Origin of the sequence: Vibrio sp. E14 (assembly GCF_020515785.1) — a bacterium.
Taxonomy (GTDB): Bacteria; Pseudomonadota; Gammaproteobacteria; order Enterobacterales; family Vibrionaceae; genus Vibrio; species Vibrio diabolicus.
Genome location: NZ_JAHPJI010000007.1, coordinates 152455 through 168625, shown reverse-complemented (window position 1 = coordinate 168625; position 16171 = coordinate 152455). Strand labels below are relative to the sequence as shown.

Annotated in this window: 15 protein-coding genes; 7 read left to right on the top strand and 8 right to left on the bottom strand. The window is 44.9% G+C overall.

All coding sequences use genetic code 11. From position 1 onward, the window contains the following. Positions 1–52: 52 nt before the first annotated feature. The 4 genes from LIX84_RS18475 to LIX84_RS18460 all read right to left on the bottom strand — a co-directional run bounded on the left by LIX84_RS18475 (position 53) and on the right by LIX84_RS18460 (position 6882). Positions 53–3037 carry a M6 family metalloprotease domain-containing protein gene (locus LIX84_RS18475; RefSeq protein WP_226421931.1) on the bottom strand — a complete coding sequence of 995 codons (2985 nt, stop codon included), beginning with the start codon at positions 3035–3037 and terminating at the stop codon, positions 53–55. 356 nt (positions 3038–3393) lie between these two features. After that, on the bottom strand, positions 3394–4761 hold the full coding sequence (locus LIX84_RS18470; RefSeq protein WP_226421930.1) for a TrkH family potassium uptake protein: 1368 nt from the start codon (positions 4759–4761) through the stop codon (positions 3394–3396). Continuing rightward, positions 4758–5420, bottom strand: coding sequence for a potassium channel family protein (locus LIX84_RS18465; protein ID WP_104974339.1), 663 nt, complete (start codon positions 5418–5420; stop codon positions 4758–4760). Before LIX84_RS18465 ends, LIX84_RS18470 begins: the two co-directional genes overlap by 4 nt. Positions 5421–5673: 253 nt before the next feature. After that, positions 5674–6882, bottom strand: coding sequence for a DEAD/DEAH box helicase (locus LIX84_RS18460; protein WP_226421929.1), 1209 nt, complete (start codon positions 6880–6882; stop codon positions 5674–5676). Between the two features lie 143 nt (positions 6883–7025). On the opposite strand from LIX84_RS18460, the gene LIX84_RS18455 reads away from it, so the two are divergent. Then, complete coding sequence (locus LIX84_RS18455) at positions 7026–8363, top strand: hemolysin family protein (RefSeq protein ID WP_443083703.1); 1338 nt, start codon at positions 7026–7028, stop codon at positions 8361–8363. Between the two features lie 9 nt (positions 8364–8372). Here LIX84_RS18455 and LIX84_RS18450 read toward each other — a convergent pair whose 3' ends face one another. The 4 genes from LIX84_RS18450 to LIX84_RS18435 all read right to left on the bottom strand — a co-directional run bounded on the left by LIX84_RS18450 (position 8373) and on the right by LIX84_RS18435 (position 12079). Beyond that, complete coding sequence (locus LIX84_RS18450; protein ID WP_226421928.1) at positions 8373–9113, bottom strand: transglycosylase SLT domain-containing protein; 741 nt, start codon at positions 9111–9113, stop codon at positions 8373–8375. 220 nt (positions 9114–9333) lie between these two features. Beyond that, positions 9334–10578, bottom strand: coding sequence for an NAD(P)/FAD-dependent oxidoreductase (locus LIX84_RS18445; protein WP_226421927.1), 1245 nt, complete (start codon positions 10576–10578; stop codon positions 9334–9336). Between the two features lie 7 nt (positions 10579–10585). Beyond that, the gene (locus tag LIX84_RS18440) at positions 10586–11653 is read right to left on the bottom strand and encodes a methyltransferase (protein ID WP_226421926.1); all 1068 of its coding nucleotides are present in this window, start codon (positions 11651–11653) and stop codon (positions 10586–10588) included. A 27-nt stretch (positions 11654–11680) separates the two neighbouring features. Continuing rightward, positions 11681–12079 (bottom strand): hypothetical protein, encoded by a 399-nt coding sequence (locus tag LIX84_RS18435; RefSeq protein ID WP_012842027.1) that lies wholly within the window; start codon positions 12077–12079, stop codon positions 11681–11683. Between the two features lie 77 nt (positions 12080–12156). Between LIX84_RS18435 and LIX84_RS18430 the strand changes: the two genes are divergently transcribed. Genes LIX84_RS18430 through LIX84_RS18405 form a run of 6 tightly spaced genes read left to right on the top strand, consistent with a single transcriptional unit; the run spans position 12157 to position 16161 of the window. Next, positions 12157–12885: a beta-ketoacyl synthase chain length factor gene (locus tag LIX84_RS18430; protein WP_226421925.1), complete on the top strand. Its 729-nt coding sequence runs from the start codon at positions 12157–12159 to the stop codon at positions 12883–12885. Further along, complete coding sequence (locus LIX84_RS18425) at positions 12882–13649, top strand: lysophospholipid acyltransferase family protein (protein WP_226421947.1); 768 nt, start codon at positions 12882–12884, stop codon at positions 13647–13649. The genes LIX84_RS18430 and LIX84_RS18425 overlap by 4 nt, the downstream gene beginning before the upstream one ends. Positions 13650–13662: 13 nt before the next feature. Next, positions 13663–13923 carry a phosphopantetheine-binding protein gene (locus LIX84_RS18420; RefSeq protein ID WP_005382278.1) on the top strand — a complete coding sequence of 87 codons (261 nt, stop codon included), beginning with the start codon at positions 13663–13665 and terminating at the stop codon, positions 13921–13923. A gap of 15 nt (positions 13924–13938) precedes the next feature. Then, entirely contained in the window at positions 13939–14196 is a 258-nt protein-coding gene (locus LIX84_RS18415; protein ID WP_005382279.1) for an acyl carrier protein, read from the top strand. Next, the gene (locus LIX84_RS18410) at positions 14196–14756 is read left to right on the top strand and encodes a hypothetical protein (RefSeq protein ID WP_226421924.1); all 561 of its coding nucleotides are present in this window, start codon (positions 14196–14198) and stop codon (positions 14754–14756) included. The genes LIX84_RS18415 and LIX84_RS18410 overlap by 1 nt, the downstream gene beginning before the upstream one ends. A 4-nt stretch (positions 14757–14760) precedes the next feature. Then, positions 14761–16161, top strand: a complete 1401-nt coding sequence (locus tag LIX84_RS18405; protein WP_226421923.1) for an AMP-binding protein — start codon at positions 14761–14763, stop codon at positions 16159–16161. The last annotated feature ends 10 nt before the right edge of the window (positions 16162–16171 follow it).

The following is a 16171-nucleotide window of genomic DNA, read 5'->3' as shown; positions in this document are numbered from 1 at the left end:
CAAAAAATAAGCCACTCAATGTGAGTGGCTTATACCGTAATTCGATATCGTTTTAGACGCGGCGTCGCCAGCCCAATGCAACAAGTAACATCAGAGCCCAATAAGAAACACTGCCGCTACCTTCAGAGTTCTTGAATGTCGTTGTTTTCAAGGAAGCGACAACCGTAACGGTCACTTCACCTATTGCGGTAGCACCGTTGCCATCTGAAACCGTGTATTGCAGCTTGATGTTATCAACCGCACTATCCGGAGCTTGAAAACGAATTTTACCATTCTCTACACTCGCACTTCCCACGCCCGTTAGGTTCTGTACGCTTTCTACAACCAGTTTATCGCCATTCACATCCGAATCATTGCCAGCAGCATCAATCACAATGCTTTCACCAACGGCAACGGTCGCCGTATCTGCTAACGTGACTGGCGCTGCGTTTTGCATGGTTAAATTGACGGTAGCACTGGAGGTTTCATTACTTGGATCAGTAACAGTTAGACGGAATGTCAGAACCTCACCCGCTTTTATACCTTGAGGCACTGTAAAGCTTGCCGTAGCACTGGTCGAATTTCCGATAGAAACTGAAGTACCAGCCAATTGCTCCCATCGGTAGTTCAACACATCGCCATCCGCATCTGTGCTGTTTGCCGCCGACAATGTTACTTTCTGTCCAGCAGTAATCTCCTGGCTATCCACATCGATGAGCGCTTTTGGTGCTTCATTACTACCAAGTACTTCGACCTGCACGCTCACAACCGAAGACGAATACACGCCATCCGTAGACAGCAAACGATATTGGAAGCTGTCCAAACCAACAAAGTTAGCTTCAGGTTGGTATTGGTTGCCAGAAATGGTGCCGTGCTCAGGCTTCTGCACAATGTCCACATTGAACTGATACCCTATGGCCATGAAATCATTGTCCATCAAGTTCAGATCGATTGGCGTATTCTTATCGGTTTGCAGTGAATCAGCTTTCGCTTCAACAATGTTGTTCGCCTCCACATTCAAGAGTGCTGCGAACGGAACATAAGAGAATCCGGCTTGCTCTAAACCAAACGTACCTATCTCGTTGTAATTACCAGTCCACATTACAGGCAGGGATGATTTTTCAGTTTTTAGTAAGCGGCCAAAGTCAAAGTTCGATTCAAATTCACCGCCTTCTAATTCCACTACTAACAGGTGCTGACCCGCACTTAATTGGCTTGGTTGAGGGAATAAAATTCGGGATGGCTTTTGGAAGCTACCTTGCTGTAAAAGTTCAGCATTGTTCTGATCCAATATTAATCGGTAGCCCACGTTACCTGAGAATGGGAATCGCCATACTCGATAAGTCATGTCACTTTGAGCACTATTGCTTTGCGCGTAAAGTTGAAGACCATCAAGCTTTGTCTCAGCATTCAAATCCAATGATACCGCCAGAGTGTTACTGCCACTTGCGTACACATAACCTTGGTGAAGAGAGTTCAACCATGCCGATTTATTTGGCTCGTTTATATGCTCAAGAGAAAAACTGCCGCCGTTGGTATTGCTGGCAATGTTGGAAATACGAACCCCAGTATCAAACCCGGCGATCGCTCTCAGACCCGGGGTCGATGTATCTGAAATGACATTACCACCATTAGGATACAAATCGCCGGCATCACTGCTTCCATCATGTTCTAACTCATTCAGACCATCGGCCTGCATGATTTGAACCTGCATCGCGCCAACATCGTTAAAGCGATTCTGGACATTAACCGACGTCGCTAGTATGCCTTCTGCCGCCAATGCTCGGTCGTAACCGCTAAAGGTACGGTTTTCCAAATAAACGCGTGGGCCAAACTCTTTCAAGTATGGGTCGAGATACACCAGTTTGACATCGTCGTTGTTCACGGAAATAGGCATCGGGCTTTCATGAGTGATCGTTGGTACTACGAAACCAGCGGCGTGTTTGCTCCACGCACTCATGTTCACTGGCGTGTCTCCTGCGTATGAGTCTCCCGGTTTCTGTGCCCATGAACCACCGCCCATCACGCCCCAAGAACCGATCGAGGCATCACTGTTCCTTGCATACAAATCCGGCAAGCCAAGCATTAAATGGCCAAGCTCATGTACGATCACGCCTAACGTCGCTTGATGATCAACTTGGTAGTCAGCAAACACACAGTAATCGGCAATTTTTTTGCCATCTAAGGTCACATCATCGTGAGAGAATTTATGCGGCCAAATAGAAGGACGATCAAGGAATCCGGTTGAACGGTCGCCACCCGCAAAAATAAACATGACTGAGAGCTCTGACGGTTCTACGGTACCATTTTGATTGCTGTCGTAAGCCGAAAGATTAAAGTACGGATCCAGTTTTTGATACGCTTCGGTGAAGACCGCATTCAACTTGGCAGTGCAAGTCTTGTCAGTTGAGCTAGAGTGGCAATTTGGGTGGCTTTGCGCCACGGTCACATTGATCACACCATCATTCGCGGTACCATAACTCTCAATCGCAGGGACAACTTTGAATTTCCCTTGAGAGTTTTTATCAAAATAATCGACAACGCTTTGGCCATCGGTATTAAACACACGTTGTTCGAAGTCATGCACCATTGCTTGGTCATCAAAGGAGACTTGCACAACCAACAGTGGTTGTTGCTTCACCGATGAGTTACTCATCGCCTGATAACCTTGCGCCGAACGCAATAGATTTTGGCGCGCCATCGGTTCAATGTTTTTTAGAGAAGATAACTGCGGCTTAACTTGTAGATCCGGGCGAAACTTCGCCGATTCAGGCGCATCACTCGATTGAGTTTTAGCAACACCCGTCGAGCGCAACGTTGGGATGTCTGACTCGCGCTGAATCTGTGCAAAAAACCAAATACCATCTTCATGAACCAAGGCATTACCTTGTTTATCTTCAAACCAGTGGAAATCGGCAGTGCCGCGTAAAATTGCCTCACTAGAGGTACCATCGCTCAACGCAATAGTATGCCAAACTGGTGATGGCGGAGTAGTTGCCATGCTCTTACCTGCAAGAAGCGCAGTTAGCATAGTCAAGGCGAGTGTGTTGAATTTCAAAGTACGGCTCCATCTTTTCGATTCGTTTAATACCAAGCACAGCCAGTACACAATCGCCCATAAACATAGAATGAGGTTGAGTGGCTAACGACTAAGGCTGGTATCAATTAGCTCAGATAACACAATATTATTTAGCATCACGTTACAAAAGCGTCGGATGCCCAAATACTTTTGTAAGTGTGGCTTCCGAGGGTATAAATTGAGTGAATGAATAGTATCGAAACAAAAGGAAGAAGAAATAAACTTCTGCGACTTTGTAGATAAAATTGGGCAACGTCCCACATATTTTATAAATGTACGAGCACTGCTATTAATCAGTGCTCGTTATGGTCGGTGGGTTGCAGATAAACACTACTTTACCCTGTAAGAACGGCGTCTTCTGGGTATTTGATTAAGGTAGGTTCAGGGCGGGCCAACATGTAGGCAAGCGTGAGTGGCCCGATACGACCAATGATCATTACCACGATCATAATGTACTTGCCAGGTTCAGAAAGCTCTGCCGTCAAACCAGCGGTAAGTCCTACCGTCGCAAATGCGGAAATGGTTTCAAACATGACCTTATCAAAGCTTGCCTTCTCTGTGAGCATCAATAAAAACATCGCGCTTGTCAGAATGGCGCCGCTCACAACGATAATGGCAAGTGACTTAGTCACGGTTTGCCAGTTTACGGTTCGTTTAAACATAACCACGTGTTTCTTTTGGCGCAAAAAGGTCCACGTAGCCATGAACGCAACGGCAAATGTGGAAACCTTAATACCGCCCCCCGTTGAGGTGGAGCCAGCACCAATCAACATCAAAACAATCATGATCAATAACGATGGCTGGGTAAACTGCGCCAAGTCGACACTGTTGAATCCGGCCGTTCGAGCACTAGCGGATTGGAAGAATGCCGCCAACCATTGACCCGCCAAAGGTAACGATTCCATTGTATTTAGATTACTCCGCTCGAGTAACCAAAACATCACCGTCCCAACGAGGAGCAATATCGGTGTCGCGATAAGCATGATTTTGGTATGAAGATGCAAAAAGTGGAAACCTTTACGCCAGTTCAACCAGATGTCTCCGACAACAGTAAAACCAAGCCCACCAAAAATGAATAACCCGGCCAGGGTAAAGATGACCAGCGGGTCATTCACAAAGCTCATCATACTGTCTGAAAACAGAGCAAACCCTGCGTTGTTAAACGCAGAAATCGCATGAAATAACGCGTAAAACATGCCAGTTTGCCAGCCCATTTCAGGAACCCAACGAACGGAAAGGAAAATAAACCCAATAGATTCTGCGACAAGCGCAAAAATCACAATCCGCTTCACCAGTCGGTTTAAGTTGACCTGTCGATCTTGCCCTAGCGCTTCTTTCGCTAACGCTTGCTGGCGTAAGCTTAAACGCACACCAAACATATAGAGTAAAACCGCCGACAACGTCATCTGTCCCAACCCACCGATTTGCATTAAAAACATCAGCAAGATTTTTCCGGCTAACGTAAAGTGCTGCCCGGTATCGACAACACCAAGCCCTGTCACACTTATGGCGGATGTTGCGGTAAACAAAGCGTCCGTTATCGAAAGGCCCGTAACTGAAAAAACCGGCAAAGTTAACAGCACGGCAGAAGGCAGCAATACACCGAGAAAACTCAGCAATATGATCCGCGGCTCGTTACCCTTTGCTTTTTCTCGTTTACCATCTGGCGCGTAAAAAACGCCTTTTTGATGAAACTGCGTCATAGTGATTTTAATTTATTTGCTAGCGCATCTTGCGGGCCAACCACAATAATGAGATCGCCAATTTCCAGCTTGGTATTAAGGTCTGGCGCCTTGGTAATTTCTGGGCCCCGTTTAAACCCGAGTACTTGCACACCGCCGACTTTGCACAGTGCGAGGTCACTTAATGTCTTACCCATCCAACGAGATCCAATCACAAACTCCGTCATGGCTAAGCCACTACCTAAAGGGTGGAACTCAAGAACCCGTTTATCGAGCATTTTACGCGCGACACGTATCCCCATGTCACGTTCAGGCATGATAATGTGGTCCGCACCAATCTTTTGCAGGACACGCGCTTGAAATCGATCGTTGGCTTTAACCCATACTGACTTCACTCCCGCTTCTTTGGCGATCAGTGTGGCGAGAATACTGGCGTTAACGTCCGCTCCGATAGCAATCATCACCATGTCGTAATCATCAAGCTTAAGCTCAGCAACCGTCTCTTCGTGAGTACAATTAGCCACAATTGCCTGACTAACAAAACTGGCAGCTTCTTTAACTCTGTCTTCGTTGATATCAACCGCTAAAACTTGAGCTCCTGAATCTTGTAGCTCTTTACACACTGCCAAACCAAATCGGCCAAGACCAATAACGGCGAATTGCTTATCACCTGTTTTCATTTATGCCTCATCTTATGCATTCACTAGCAAGCAAAAAAGTCTGCGCCCATTCCTAACCTTGTGCAAACCTGAGGACAGAGAATTGACAAAAGCTTTACGAAAGCTGACTCACTTTGAGTGTTAAGCGTATGACATAAATTAACTTTTTTCCTCATTACGGCATAAAAGCCAACACTGTCAACCCATGAGTGAGTCTCCCTAAAACGCAAAAAGCCGCAACAATGCGGCTTTTGGATCGTAGAGATAAAACAGGCTATTTTGATTCGCGCTTATCGTGCGGTTTACGCTTGTTCTTAGGTACGTAATTTAAAATAGAAATCGGCACTGGCTTTCTTGGTGCAAAGCCGTCAATTTCCACTCGCTCTAGCAAGTGCCCTAAACGGCTCTCGATCATACAAAGGTTTTTAAAGTCATCTTTTGAGACTAATGAGATCGCTTCACCTTGTGCGCCAGCACGACCGGTACGACCAATACGGTGTACATATTCATCTGCTGGATACGGCAAGTCATAGTTAATAACAACGGGCAAGTTATCGATATCAATACCGCGCGCTACAACACCAGTTGCAACTAGGTACTGGATTTCACCGGCTTTGAACTTTTCTATTAATTCTTGGCGAACACGCTGATTACGGCCACTGTGAAACGCTTCAGCCACAATGCCGCGCTTTTCAAGTTGGCTAACAAGCTTGGCAGCACCGTGTTTGGTTTCAATAAATACCAGTACTTGCGACCAGTCGTTTTCTTTGAGCATGTGACTTAACAGCGACGACTTCATGTCCTTATCGACGGTGGTGATCCACTGCTTGATGTTCGACTTAGATGCACTGTGTTTTGCAATCGTGATCTCTTCAGGATCAATAATCGCGTTTTTCGCCAAATCACGAACAGGGTTAGATAGCGTTGCCGAGAACAGTAGGCTTTGAACATGTTCTGGCATGCAATCAACGATCTTATCGATCGCATCGATGAATCCCATGTCCAACATCTTGTCCGCTTCATCAAGCACTAGCATTTCCACTTCATCAAAGTGAATGGCGCGTTGACCGTACAGGTCAATCAAACGTCCCGGCGTACTTACCACAATATCGACACCCTCGATCAAGGCTTGTTTTTGTGGCGCATAATCCACACCACCAAACATCGCCATTGAGCGCAGCGGTAAGTTTTTACCATAAGCTTCAATGCTTTGATGAACCTGAAGCGCAAGTTCGCGTGTGGGCGTAAGAATAATAGCGCGAGCACGTTTTTTACGTTGAGTTTCGCCTTGACTAAGCTTTTCTAAGATTGGTAGAACAAAACTGGCCGTTTTACCTGTCCCCGTTTGTGCTGCAGCAATTAAGTTGCTACCACGCAGTACGATTGGAATGGCTTTTTGTTGGATAGAGGTCGGTTTTTCATAACCTAGCGCTTTTACTGCATCAGTAATCGATGCGCTTAAACCAAGCTTAGAAAATGGCATAGAAACGTCTCAACAGAGGAAATGGGCGCGTAGTGTATCAGAATCCCAGTGAAGTAACAGAAGGATTCATGCGCGTAGAGCCCGATAATAGAGCGCTGCATGATTTACTCGCAACATCACATTTCTTGCGCGTGAATCTAGTTATGCTGCTAACGTGTACATTACTGGGAAACGTTATGGACGTATTACTGCTGGTTGGATTAATCGCACTCAATGGCGCGTTTGCTATGTCAGAGATCGCTCTAGTCGCAGCCAAAAGCGGAAGGCTAAAATTAATTGCAGAACACAACGCCTCTGCCACTTTAGCGCTCGAACTTAAAAACAATCCGACTCAGTTTCTTTCCACGATCCAAATAGGCATTACCGTCATCGGGTTATTAAGTGGTATTTTTGGTGAAGCAACGCTTTCAGTACCATTCGAAAATTGGTTAGTAACCCAAGGGCTAGAAAGAGAGATAGCAACGGTACTTTCAACGACGAGCGTCGTGCTCATGATCACCTACTTCGCGATTGTGGTGGGAGAACTCGTTCCCAAGCGCTTTGCACAAAACAACGCAGAAACCATCGCTATTATCGTAGCTTATCCGATCCACTGGCTCGCCAAGCTCACCACTCCTTTTGTCTTCTTATTGACGTTTTCAACCGATACTTTTCTCCGATTATTGCGCCAAAACGACAGCAACGGTGAGATTGTTACCGAGGAGGATATTTTTGCTATTGTTAGCGAAGGCTCTGAGTCCGGTGCGATTGAGCCACAAGAGCAATTGATGATTCGCAACTTACTCCACCTTAACGATCGTTTAGCATTATCGTTAATGACACCACGGTGCGATATCCATTACCTAGATGCCAACCAACCTATTGATGTCATCCTTACTGACCTTCGCCAAACCCAACACTCCGTATGGCCAGTCTGTAAGGGTAGTTTGGACAATATTATTGGCACCATTTCATCCAAAGTCCTGCTCGATGAATATGACGAATTGTCTATCAGTAAACTGGCTAAACAGCTCAAGCGTCCGCGTTTTGTACCCGAGTCCATGAAAGGGTTACCTCTCCTTAACTACATGCAACAAACCAGTGCGGAAATGGTCTTTATTGTCGATGAGTATGGTGATGTACAAGGCCTAGTAACCCTTTACGACTTGTTAAAGTCAATTGCTGGAGAACTGGGCATGGCACCACAGCAAGTGTGGGCCAAGCAACAAAAAGATGGCAGCTGGTTGATGGACGCGTTGATCCCGCTCAATGAGCTCAAGAATAAACTCGAACTGAGCAGCATAGAAGGCGAAGAGCGAGAAGGCTTTCAAACATTAAATGGGCTTTTGACATGGCTTTATGGTCGAGTCCCAAATGTTGGGGAGCACATTCACTACCAAGGTTGGCGATTTGACATACTCCTCGTTAAAAAACATCGCATTATGCAAGTCAGAGTCACCAAAGACACCGATATACCAACTAACAATAGCGAAGTTGAATAAAACACGGCCCTATCCCATCAAATTGGGCTGTAAACCTTTCTCTAGTTTTTTCCTCACTTTATAGGAAACATCATTAAGCGTGATTTTTCCTGTATTGTGACGATCGATACCCGCATTTTGTCGGTATGCAATCGAGCCTTGCTTGAACAAAATGAAAGAAGACGGTTTGCCAATCGCTGCAGGATAGAGAATTGCCATATACGCATCTTCCAGACTATTGATTTTATGGCGATATGGCCAGTAATAGGCTTTTACATAGTCAAGTTGCTCGACCGCGCTCATCCTCGCAAGAGTTTTCGTACTCACTCCTAGTGACTCAGCAGTAGAGGGCATAAATTGAATTAACCCTGTCGCCCCACTTCCTGAACCATTTTTGATGCTTGGACTGAAGGTTTCAGCGGTTTCAAATGCCATGCAGGCCATCAGGTGATTAGGGTTGATCTCCAGCTCTTCACTAATACGAATGACTTTGCGTTTGAACTCTGGAGAAACTTTGCCTCCCCACGCCACCGCGTTCTCGGGATCAACAACCGAAGAGACAGTTGGCGCCTCGTGTTCTTTGACAATTCGAGAAAGTAAAGGAAGTGTTTGGCGCAGTCGATGGTTCGAACTCACCAAGCGAATTGATTTGGCAAGAAACTTATCTTTTTTTTGGTGCAGCTTTTGGAACTTTACTAATTTATACAGTTGCTTATAAACCGTTTTCACAACGAAGCCGGATTTAGGGAACACTCCCAAAATGTAATCCATTTCCTACACGTTTAATATAAATATCAGCAACAATGAGTATGTATGTGATCATAATCACTATAAATTTTCTCAAATTCGATACACCTCGAAACAAGTGGTCAAGATGTCTCCAGTAAGCTCGAAGTACAAATAAAAAGGTATTGTCGAGAATAAAAAAGGTCTTACCAATTTCTCGGTAAGACCTAGGTTTACGCATCCTCAGCTAAGAGAATTTATACTCTTACAGTTCCGCTTCTCGAACCAGCTCAGCAAGCGTCGACAAACGTTGTTCGCTTTGTTTTACGTAAGGGTTGTTTGTATCCCAAGCGTATCCAGCCAAAATCGCGCTAATCATCTGCTTAATACGTGGATTCGGGTTTTGATAGAAGATCACATCTTGCAATGTGCCGCTGTACCACCCCTCCACATAAGTGCGGAATGTGTTCACCCCCACCATCAAGCGTTCCGAATACTCTTCTTGCCAATCAACCACTTCACCATTTAATTGACGAACCACGCAATCGGCCGCAAATTCCGCCGACTTCATGGCTATGGTGACACCCGATGAAAACACAGGATCAAGAAACTCGCCGGCATTACCAAGCAGTGCGTAGTTTTCTGTCGCTAAGCGTTTGACGTTCGCTGAATAGCCACCCAACTCTCCTGTTGGATTTGGGTACTTCGCGTTTCGCAACAAAGAAGCCAACCCCGGCTCTTCATTCGCCAACTGCTGCAAAGCTGCAAGCTTATCCTCTGGGTATCGCTCAAAAAACTCAGGCTCACCCACCACACCAAACGAACATGTACCATTCGAGAATGGAATTAGCCAGTACCATACGTCGTGATTTTCAGGATGGACTGAAATCAGAATTTTGTTGCGATCGTACTCTGGCTCTTGTGGTGAAATATGATCTTCGATATGCGTAAATATCGCTTTTCTTGGAGGAAGACAAGAAGGCTCTTCAAGATCCAACAAGCGTGGCAAAACACGGCCAAAACCACTCGCATCCAAAACAAAATCAGCTTCGATTTGATAGGTCTGTTTATCCGGCCCAACAACTTCTAAGCGAGATTTTTTGCCTTCAAACGCCAAGCTAACTAGCTCATGTTGATAACGAATATCGACGCCCTGCTCTGCGGCACTGTCGGCGAGCACTTTATCAAAACTGGCACGTTGCACCTGAAACGTCGTACCCGGCCCTGGGCTATATTTGTCCGTAAAATCGAACTGGGTGTAAACACCATTGCGACGAAATGCAGCACCATCTTTATATTGGAAGCCAAACTGCTTTACCGCATTGGTCATTCCGGCTTGCTCGACAACTTCCATACATGCAGGAAGCAGGCTTTCTCCGATAGAGAAACGTGGAAAGGTGGCTTTTTCTATGACAACGACATCTATGCCACGCGATTTTAATAACGCAGAAACGGTGGAGCCAGATGGGCCCGCTCCTACGACGACAACTTGCTTGAGCTCTGTTTTCATTCTGAATTTAGTTTGCTTGTAGTTTTAATAAGGTGTGACCAAGGCCAATGTTGTCGGTTCTTTCGACGACAGATAAACCTGCCGCTTCAACAATTTCTAAGAAATCATCACTGCGATAAAAACGACTATTGCCGTTGGCTAAACAGGTAAAGTAGAGAGAGGTTGCATTAAGACTATAGGAAGCACCCGCGTATTTTTGGGCATCCCAAAATAGCTCCAATACGTAAATAGTATCTCCCTTCGTTAACTGGGCTTTGACTTTTTTAAGGATATTTAGGATCTCAATTGGGGAAAAGCAATCCAAGAACTGGCTCATCCACCATACGTCAGCATGCTCAGGCAATGTTTGTGCTTTATCAAGCATGTCGGCAGGGTATGGACGTACACGCTCGGCGAACTGGTTTTCTGATACATTTGACATCGCCACTTCTAATTGCTGCGGCAAATCGACAATGGTAACTTCAACATCAGGATCATGCTTACAACACTGAATAGCCCATTTCCCGGTATTTCCGCCAATATCCACTAGGTGCTTTGGCTTGCTTGCAAACACTTCTTTAAGCAGTAATGGAAACGAGCGATCCGAATAGAAGTGATCGAACTTAAACCAACTCTGCTTAGCTTGGTCTGGCAGCGTCGACAGACCTTGATAAATCGTCTCCCAATTGCCCAACTCTTTCAAACCTGAAGGCTTACCTTCTTGAATCGCTTCCGTCAGATGCATCATCGCGGCGTAACAGACATCAGCCGTAAAATCCATGTTTGCGTTCGTCATACCATCGTGAAGAAGGTAAAAACCAAGGTTCGCAAGCGAATAGTTAGGTCTTTCCCATAAAACAATATGTGCGCTAATCGCCATATCCAACAATACTTTGACACCATATTCTGACACGCCCGTTTTCTCGGAAATGTCCGTGGCACTCATGCCTTGTGAACCGGCGCTGTCTAGCGCGGCTAAAATACCTAAATCTCGGAGCGTTCTGGCGGTCTGGAACACGATTGGTGCAAAAGATAACTTCTGAGCTTCTGTTTTTGCTTCAAAAGCATTAAAAGGGTCATTATTTTGATTTAACACGGAAAAACCTAACTGCAATTAATATTTTTATTGTTTAGACTGAGAGCCTAACAATGCAATAGCTCGTTGAATATCAACATTCAAGTTGTTTATCCAACGATTGTAATTGCGATGGATTTTGCCATTACTGGCTTTTAGATTTACTGAGTTGAGATAAATAATTGAGTAATATTTGTTGTTATATGGAATTTTTACTTCTGCAAAGTGTTTACGAACGTGAATTTTTGCAATAAGAACGCCTGGGCTTACTTCTTCAATCGTCCAACCTCGGTTGGTTGCCGATTGCACAATGGCCATTTTTACTTGTTTATTTTGAAGATCATAAGCAACTGGAGTATCCTCCACATTCATTACAGGTTGTACTCGTCCACAACCGACAAGAAGCAAAGTTAATAATAACGAGACATACAGCTTAAAACGCGACATGATAATTTCCTTTTTTATTATGACTTTGGGTAAAGCCCAATTTGTATCGAGCTGTAAAATAAACAATTTAACCCAATATGCCAAACTCGAAGATCAACATTTCGTTCAATATTGATGCGTGGACAGCGAATTCATTCGGTTTATCCGAATCCAATGAATGGAAACAATGGGCAACAGAGATAACATGGCCAGAAGATGGCAAAATCAATGTTGCAGATATTCCTGCGATGATGCGCAGAAGAATGAGTCCACTTAGCAAACTGGCAGTGCAAACGGCAATCGAATTGCTTAATCAACATCAGGTTGATTACCTCGTATTTTCGAGTCGTCATGGCGAATTGCATCGCAGTGTTGCGTTAGTTAAAGATATTATTAACGGTGAAGAAGCGTCTCCGATGGCTTTTTCTCAGTCAGTGCATAATACCGCCGCAGGGCTTGCCACTATTGCAACCAAACAGCCCATCCCCCTAACTTCGATCGCTGCGGCAGAAAACACATTCCAAAGTGCAATATTAGAAGCATGGCTGTTTTTGTCCGACAATCCTGACAAAAAAGTCCTGCTTGTTGATTTTGATGAGCCTATGCCTGACTCTTATTTAGAATATGAAAACCAACAATACCAAGGGTTTGGACTCGGCTTGATACTTTCTCATGGAGATGGCTTCACGGTGCAAAGCGGCATCAGTGCAAAATGCTCAAACCACCCGTTGCCACAAGGCTTAGCGTTTTTGCAACACTACTTGTCAGATGAAAATCAGTGGACTATTCACGCTCCGAAACAAATTTGGGAATGGCACAAGCAATGAGTCGCTTAAATCAGTATTGGCGTGTGCTAGCAACCGGCTTTTGTTTTTCAGTATTTGGGTTAGGTGGTTTAGTACTGAGCTTCATTGTTATTCCGACCATTCGTATTTTTGTTTCAGACCAAACGGAACGCGAATATAAAATTCAAGGTGCGATTCGATATTCATTCAACACATTTTGTAAATTGATGAAGTTGAGTGGCGCAATCGATTATCAAATTATTGGCGCCGATATTCTTCAACAAGATCGTAATTGTTTAATTGTTGCCAACCACCCTAGTTTAATCGATTACGTTCTCATTGCTTCACAATTAAATCGCTGCGACTGTTTAGTAAAATCGGCAATATGGTCGAATCCTTTTATGAAGCACATCGTAAAAGCAGCCGGATATATTCCCAATGAAGCGCCTGATGACTTATTAGCACTTTGTGATGAACGATTTAACAAAGGCAACGTGTTGCTTATATTTCCTGAAGGGACAAGAACAACACCTGGTGTAGAACCAAAATTACAACGCGGCGCAGCACAAATTGCGGTAAGAACAGAGCGAGATTTAAGGGTTGTCCATATTACGGTAACGCCAAGTTTCCTCACAAAAGAGAAAAAATGGTATCAAGTACCGGCAACAAAGCCTTTTTTCAGGGTTGAAGTTAAGGATAAAGTTGAGATTGACCCTTTTATAAAGCAAACTACGTCGCCGACAATAGCGGCGCGACGCTTACAACAGCACCTAGCTGAAAACATTTTTCCAGAAAACTTTTATTAATAAGCAGGTCCCAGTGGAACAGTTACACAACGACATTAAGCAACTTATTATTGATGCTTTAAACCTTGAAGATTTAACCGTAGATGATATTGAAACGGATGCACCACTTTTTGGTGATGGACTTGGCTTAGATTCTATCGATGCACTTGAGCTTGGACTCGCAATTAAAAAACAATACAACATCGTTATTGATGCCGACGACTCAAACACGCGCGAACACTTTGCTTCTGTAGCAAACCTAGCGAAATACGTTTCTTCTCAAACTAATGAATAAGTTGTAGGTATATTCATGACTGATGTAAATAAAGATCAAGTATTTGAACAAGTTAAAGATGCGCTTGTTGAGCTGTTCGAAATTGACGCAGCCGACATTCAGTCAGATGCGCACTTATACCAAGATCTCGACCTTGATAGCATTGACGCCGTTGATTTGGTCGTACACCTACAGAATGTCACTGGCAAAAAAATCAAGCCAGCAGAGTTTAGTGCAGTAAGAACCGTTGACGATGTGGTTAACGCCGTCACTGAGTTATTGAAGGAAAGTTAATGCGCCAATTGCTGACTGGTCTGTCTGCAATTGTACTGTTTGCCTACCCCTTCGCCGTCTATTTCGGTATAGATAAATTTGGCTTGAACTTAGTCGGGGGCTTGTTAATTGCTGCGTTACTTTTGCGTGTTTTCGTCGCAAATAAGACCCCACTAAAAGAGTTTAAATTCTTGGCGCTCGTTACGGGCGCTGTTGGCATTCTTCTAATTACGCTTGGCATGGTGTTTAAACAACACGGGTGGCTTCAGTTTTACCCTGTCGTTGTCAATGTATGTATGCTGTGTGTCTTTGGACTGAGCTTAAAACAGCCGCAATCAATCATTGAAAGGCTTGCTCGCTTGCAAGAGCCTGACCTTCCGGCTAGTGGCGTGGCTTACACACGCAAAGTCACGATGGTTTGGTGCGTTTTTTTTACGCTCAACGCTGCCGTTGCACTCTATACCTGTTTCCTACCAGTAAAAATATGGACGCTTTATAACGGCCTCATCAGCTACTTACTTGCTGGTGGCTTGTTCGCTGGAGAATGGATCGTGCGTCAATTTGTTCGAAAGGAACACTAATCGTATGAATACAACGTATTCGAGCTTTACCTCCCTAGCGACCTTGTTCGTCGCAGAGAGGTCTGAGCAATCCCCTGTCTCTTACGATCGCGACACAGTTATCAATTGGGGTGATTTCCAGCAGCACGTCGCAACACTTGCTCAGCAGTTAGAAAACCAGCCAATGCAAAACATTGCGCTGTGTTTTGGCAACAGCTACCTGTTTGCCGTTGGCTTTTTTGCTTGTTGCCACGCAGGAAAATCCATTGTATTGCCTGGTAATTACCAACCAGAAGCACTCAAAGAGCTCAGCGAGCACTACGATTTATTGCTGCATGATGCCGATGTCTCGGTTCCAGAACAGGTTAGTTCACTCCTAGTAAAAGCTCAACCATTGGTAGACATCACCTTGATTCACGAGCAACAGGTAGACCAACCTTATGTTTGGCGTGAATTGAATCTGGCAAAAATACCAGTAACGCTATTTACGTCAGGTTCAAGCGGTAAACCAAAAGCCATTGCAAAAACGCTGAAACAGCTCGATATCGAAGTGTCTATTCTAGACAACCTATGGGGCGACACGGTTGCCAACACACGCGTTGAAAGCACCGTCTCTCATCAACACATTTACGGCTTGCTGTTCCGCGTATTGTGGCCTTTGTGCTCTGCACGTCCATTTTCAGCACACAACCTTGAGTTCCCAGAGCAAATTGTCCATCACGCCGATGCTGACACCACGCTAGTAAGCAGCCCTGCGTTACTAAAACGACTCAGTGAAGAGCATAATCCGGTTGCGATTCGGTGCGTATTTTCTTCTGGTGGCCCCCTGCCAAACCAAGCCGCGCAACACAGCCAGTTGTTGTTTGGGTCACTTCCTATTGAAGTCTTTGGCAGCACAGAAACCGGCGGCATCGCTTACCGTCAGCAGCACGTAGCCAGCACTCCTTGGACGTTATTCCCTGGTGTTGAAGCCGAGCTTAACCATGAAAATTGTTTAAAGCTCCGCTCGCCACACATTGATGAAAACACTTGGTACCAAACTGCGGATGAATGCTATTTCCATGATAGTATTTCTTTTGAATTGCTTGGACGCACTGACCGAATCGTCAAAGTCGAAGAAAAGCGTATTTCCCTTGTCGAAGTGGAAAAACGTTTAGAGCAATTGCCGTGGGTTCAAGAAAGCGTGGTGATCCCAATGGAAGAATCTGGTCGCCTCACGTTAGTCTCGATCATCGTACTTAACGATAAAGGCAGCGATGTGCTTAATGAACTTGGTAAAGGCAAATTTTGGCTTGAGCTTCGCAAGGCACTGCGCAATTGGCTAGAACCGATCGCTATCCCGAGAAAATTCCGAGTGGTCGACGAAATTCCATTGAACAGCCAAGGCAAACGCCAAGTTGCTGAAATTGAAAAATTATTCCAATAAAGCTAGTAAC

Coding starts and splice junctions, on each gene's coding strand:
- LIX84_RS18470 (WP_226421930.1), bottom strand. CDS start 4,761: ATGACGCAGTTTCATCAAAAAGGCGTTTTTTACGCGCCAGATGGTAAA.
- LIX84_RS18465 (WP_104974339.1), bottom strand. CDS start 5,420: ATGAAAACAGGTGATAAGCAATTCGCCGTTATTGGTCTTGGCCGATTT.
- LIX84_RS18460 (WP_226421929.1), bottom strand. CDS start 6,882: ATGCCATTTTCTAAGCTTGGTTTAAGCGCATCGATTACTGATGCAGTA.
- LIX84_RS18455 (WP_443083703.1), top strand. CDS start 7,026: ATGCTGCTAACGTGTACATTACTGGGAAACGTTATGGACGTATTACTG.
- LIX84_RS18450 (WP_226421928.1), bottom strand. CDS start 9,113: ATGGATTACATTTTGGGAGTGTTCCCTAAATCCGGCTTCGTTGTGAAA.
- LIX84_RS18445 (WP_226421927.1), bottom strand. CDS start 10,578: ATGAAAACAGAGCTCAAGCAAGTTGTCGTCGTAGGAGCGGGCCCATCT.
- LIX84_RS18435 (WP_012842027.1), bottom strand. CDS start 12,079: ATGTCGCGTTTTAAGCTGTATGTCTCGTTATTATTAACTTTGCTTCTT.
- LIX84_RS18430 (WP_226421925.1), top strand. CDS start 12,157: ATGCCAAACTCGAAGATCAACATTTCGTTCAATATTGATGCGTGGACA.
- LIX84_RS18425 (WP_226421947.1), top strand. CDS start 12,882: ATGAGTCGCTTAAATCAGTATTGGCGTGTGCTAGCAACCGGCTTTTGT.
- LIX84_RS18415 (WP_005382279.1), top strand. CDS start 13,939: ATGACTGATGTAAATAAAGATCAAGTATTTGAACAAGTTAAAGATGCG.
- LIX84_RS18410 (WP_226421924.1), top strand. CDS start 14,196: ATGCGCCAATTGCTGACTGGTCTGTCTGCAATTGTACTGTTTGCCTAC.
- LIX84_RS18405 (WP_226421923.1), top strand. CDS start 14,761: ATGAATACAACGTATTCGAGCTTTACCTCCCTAGCGACCTTGTTCGTC.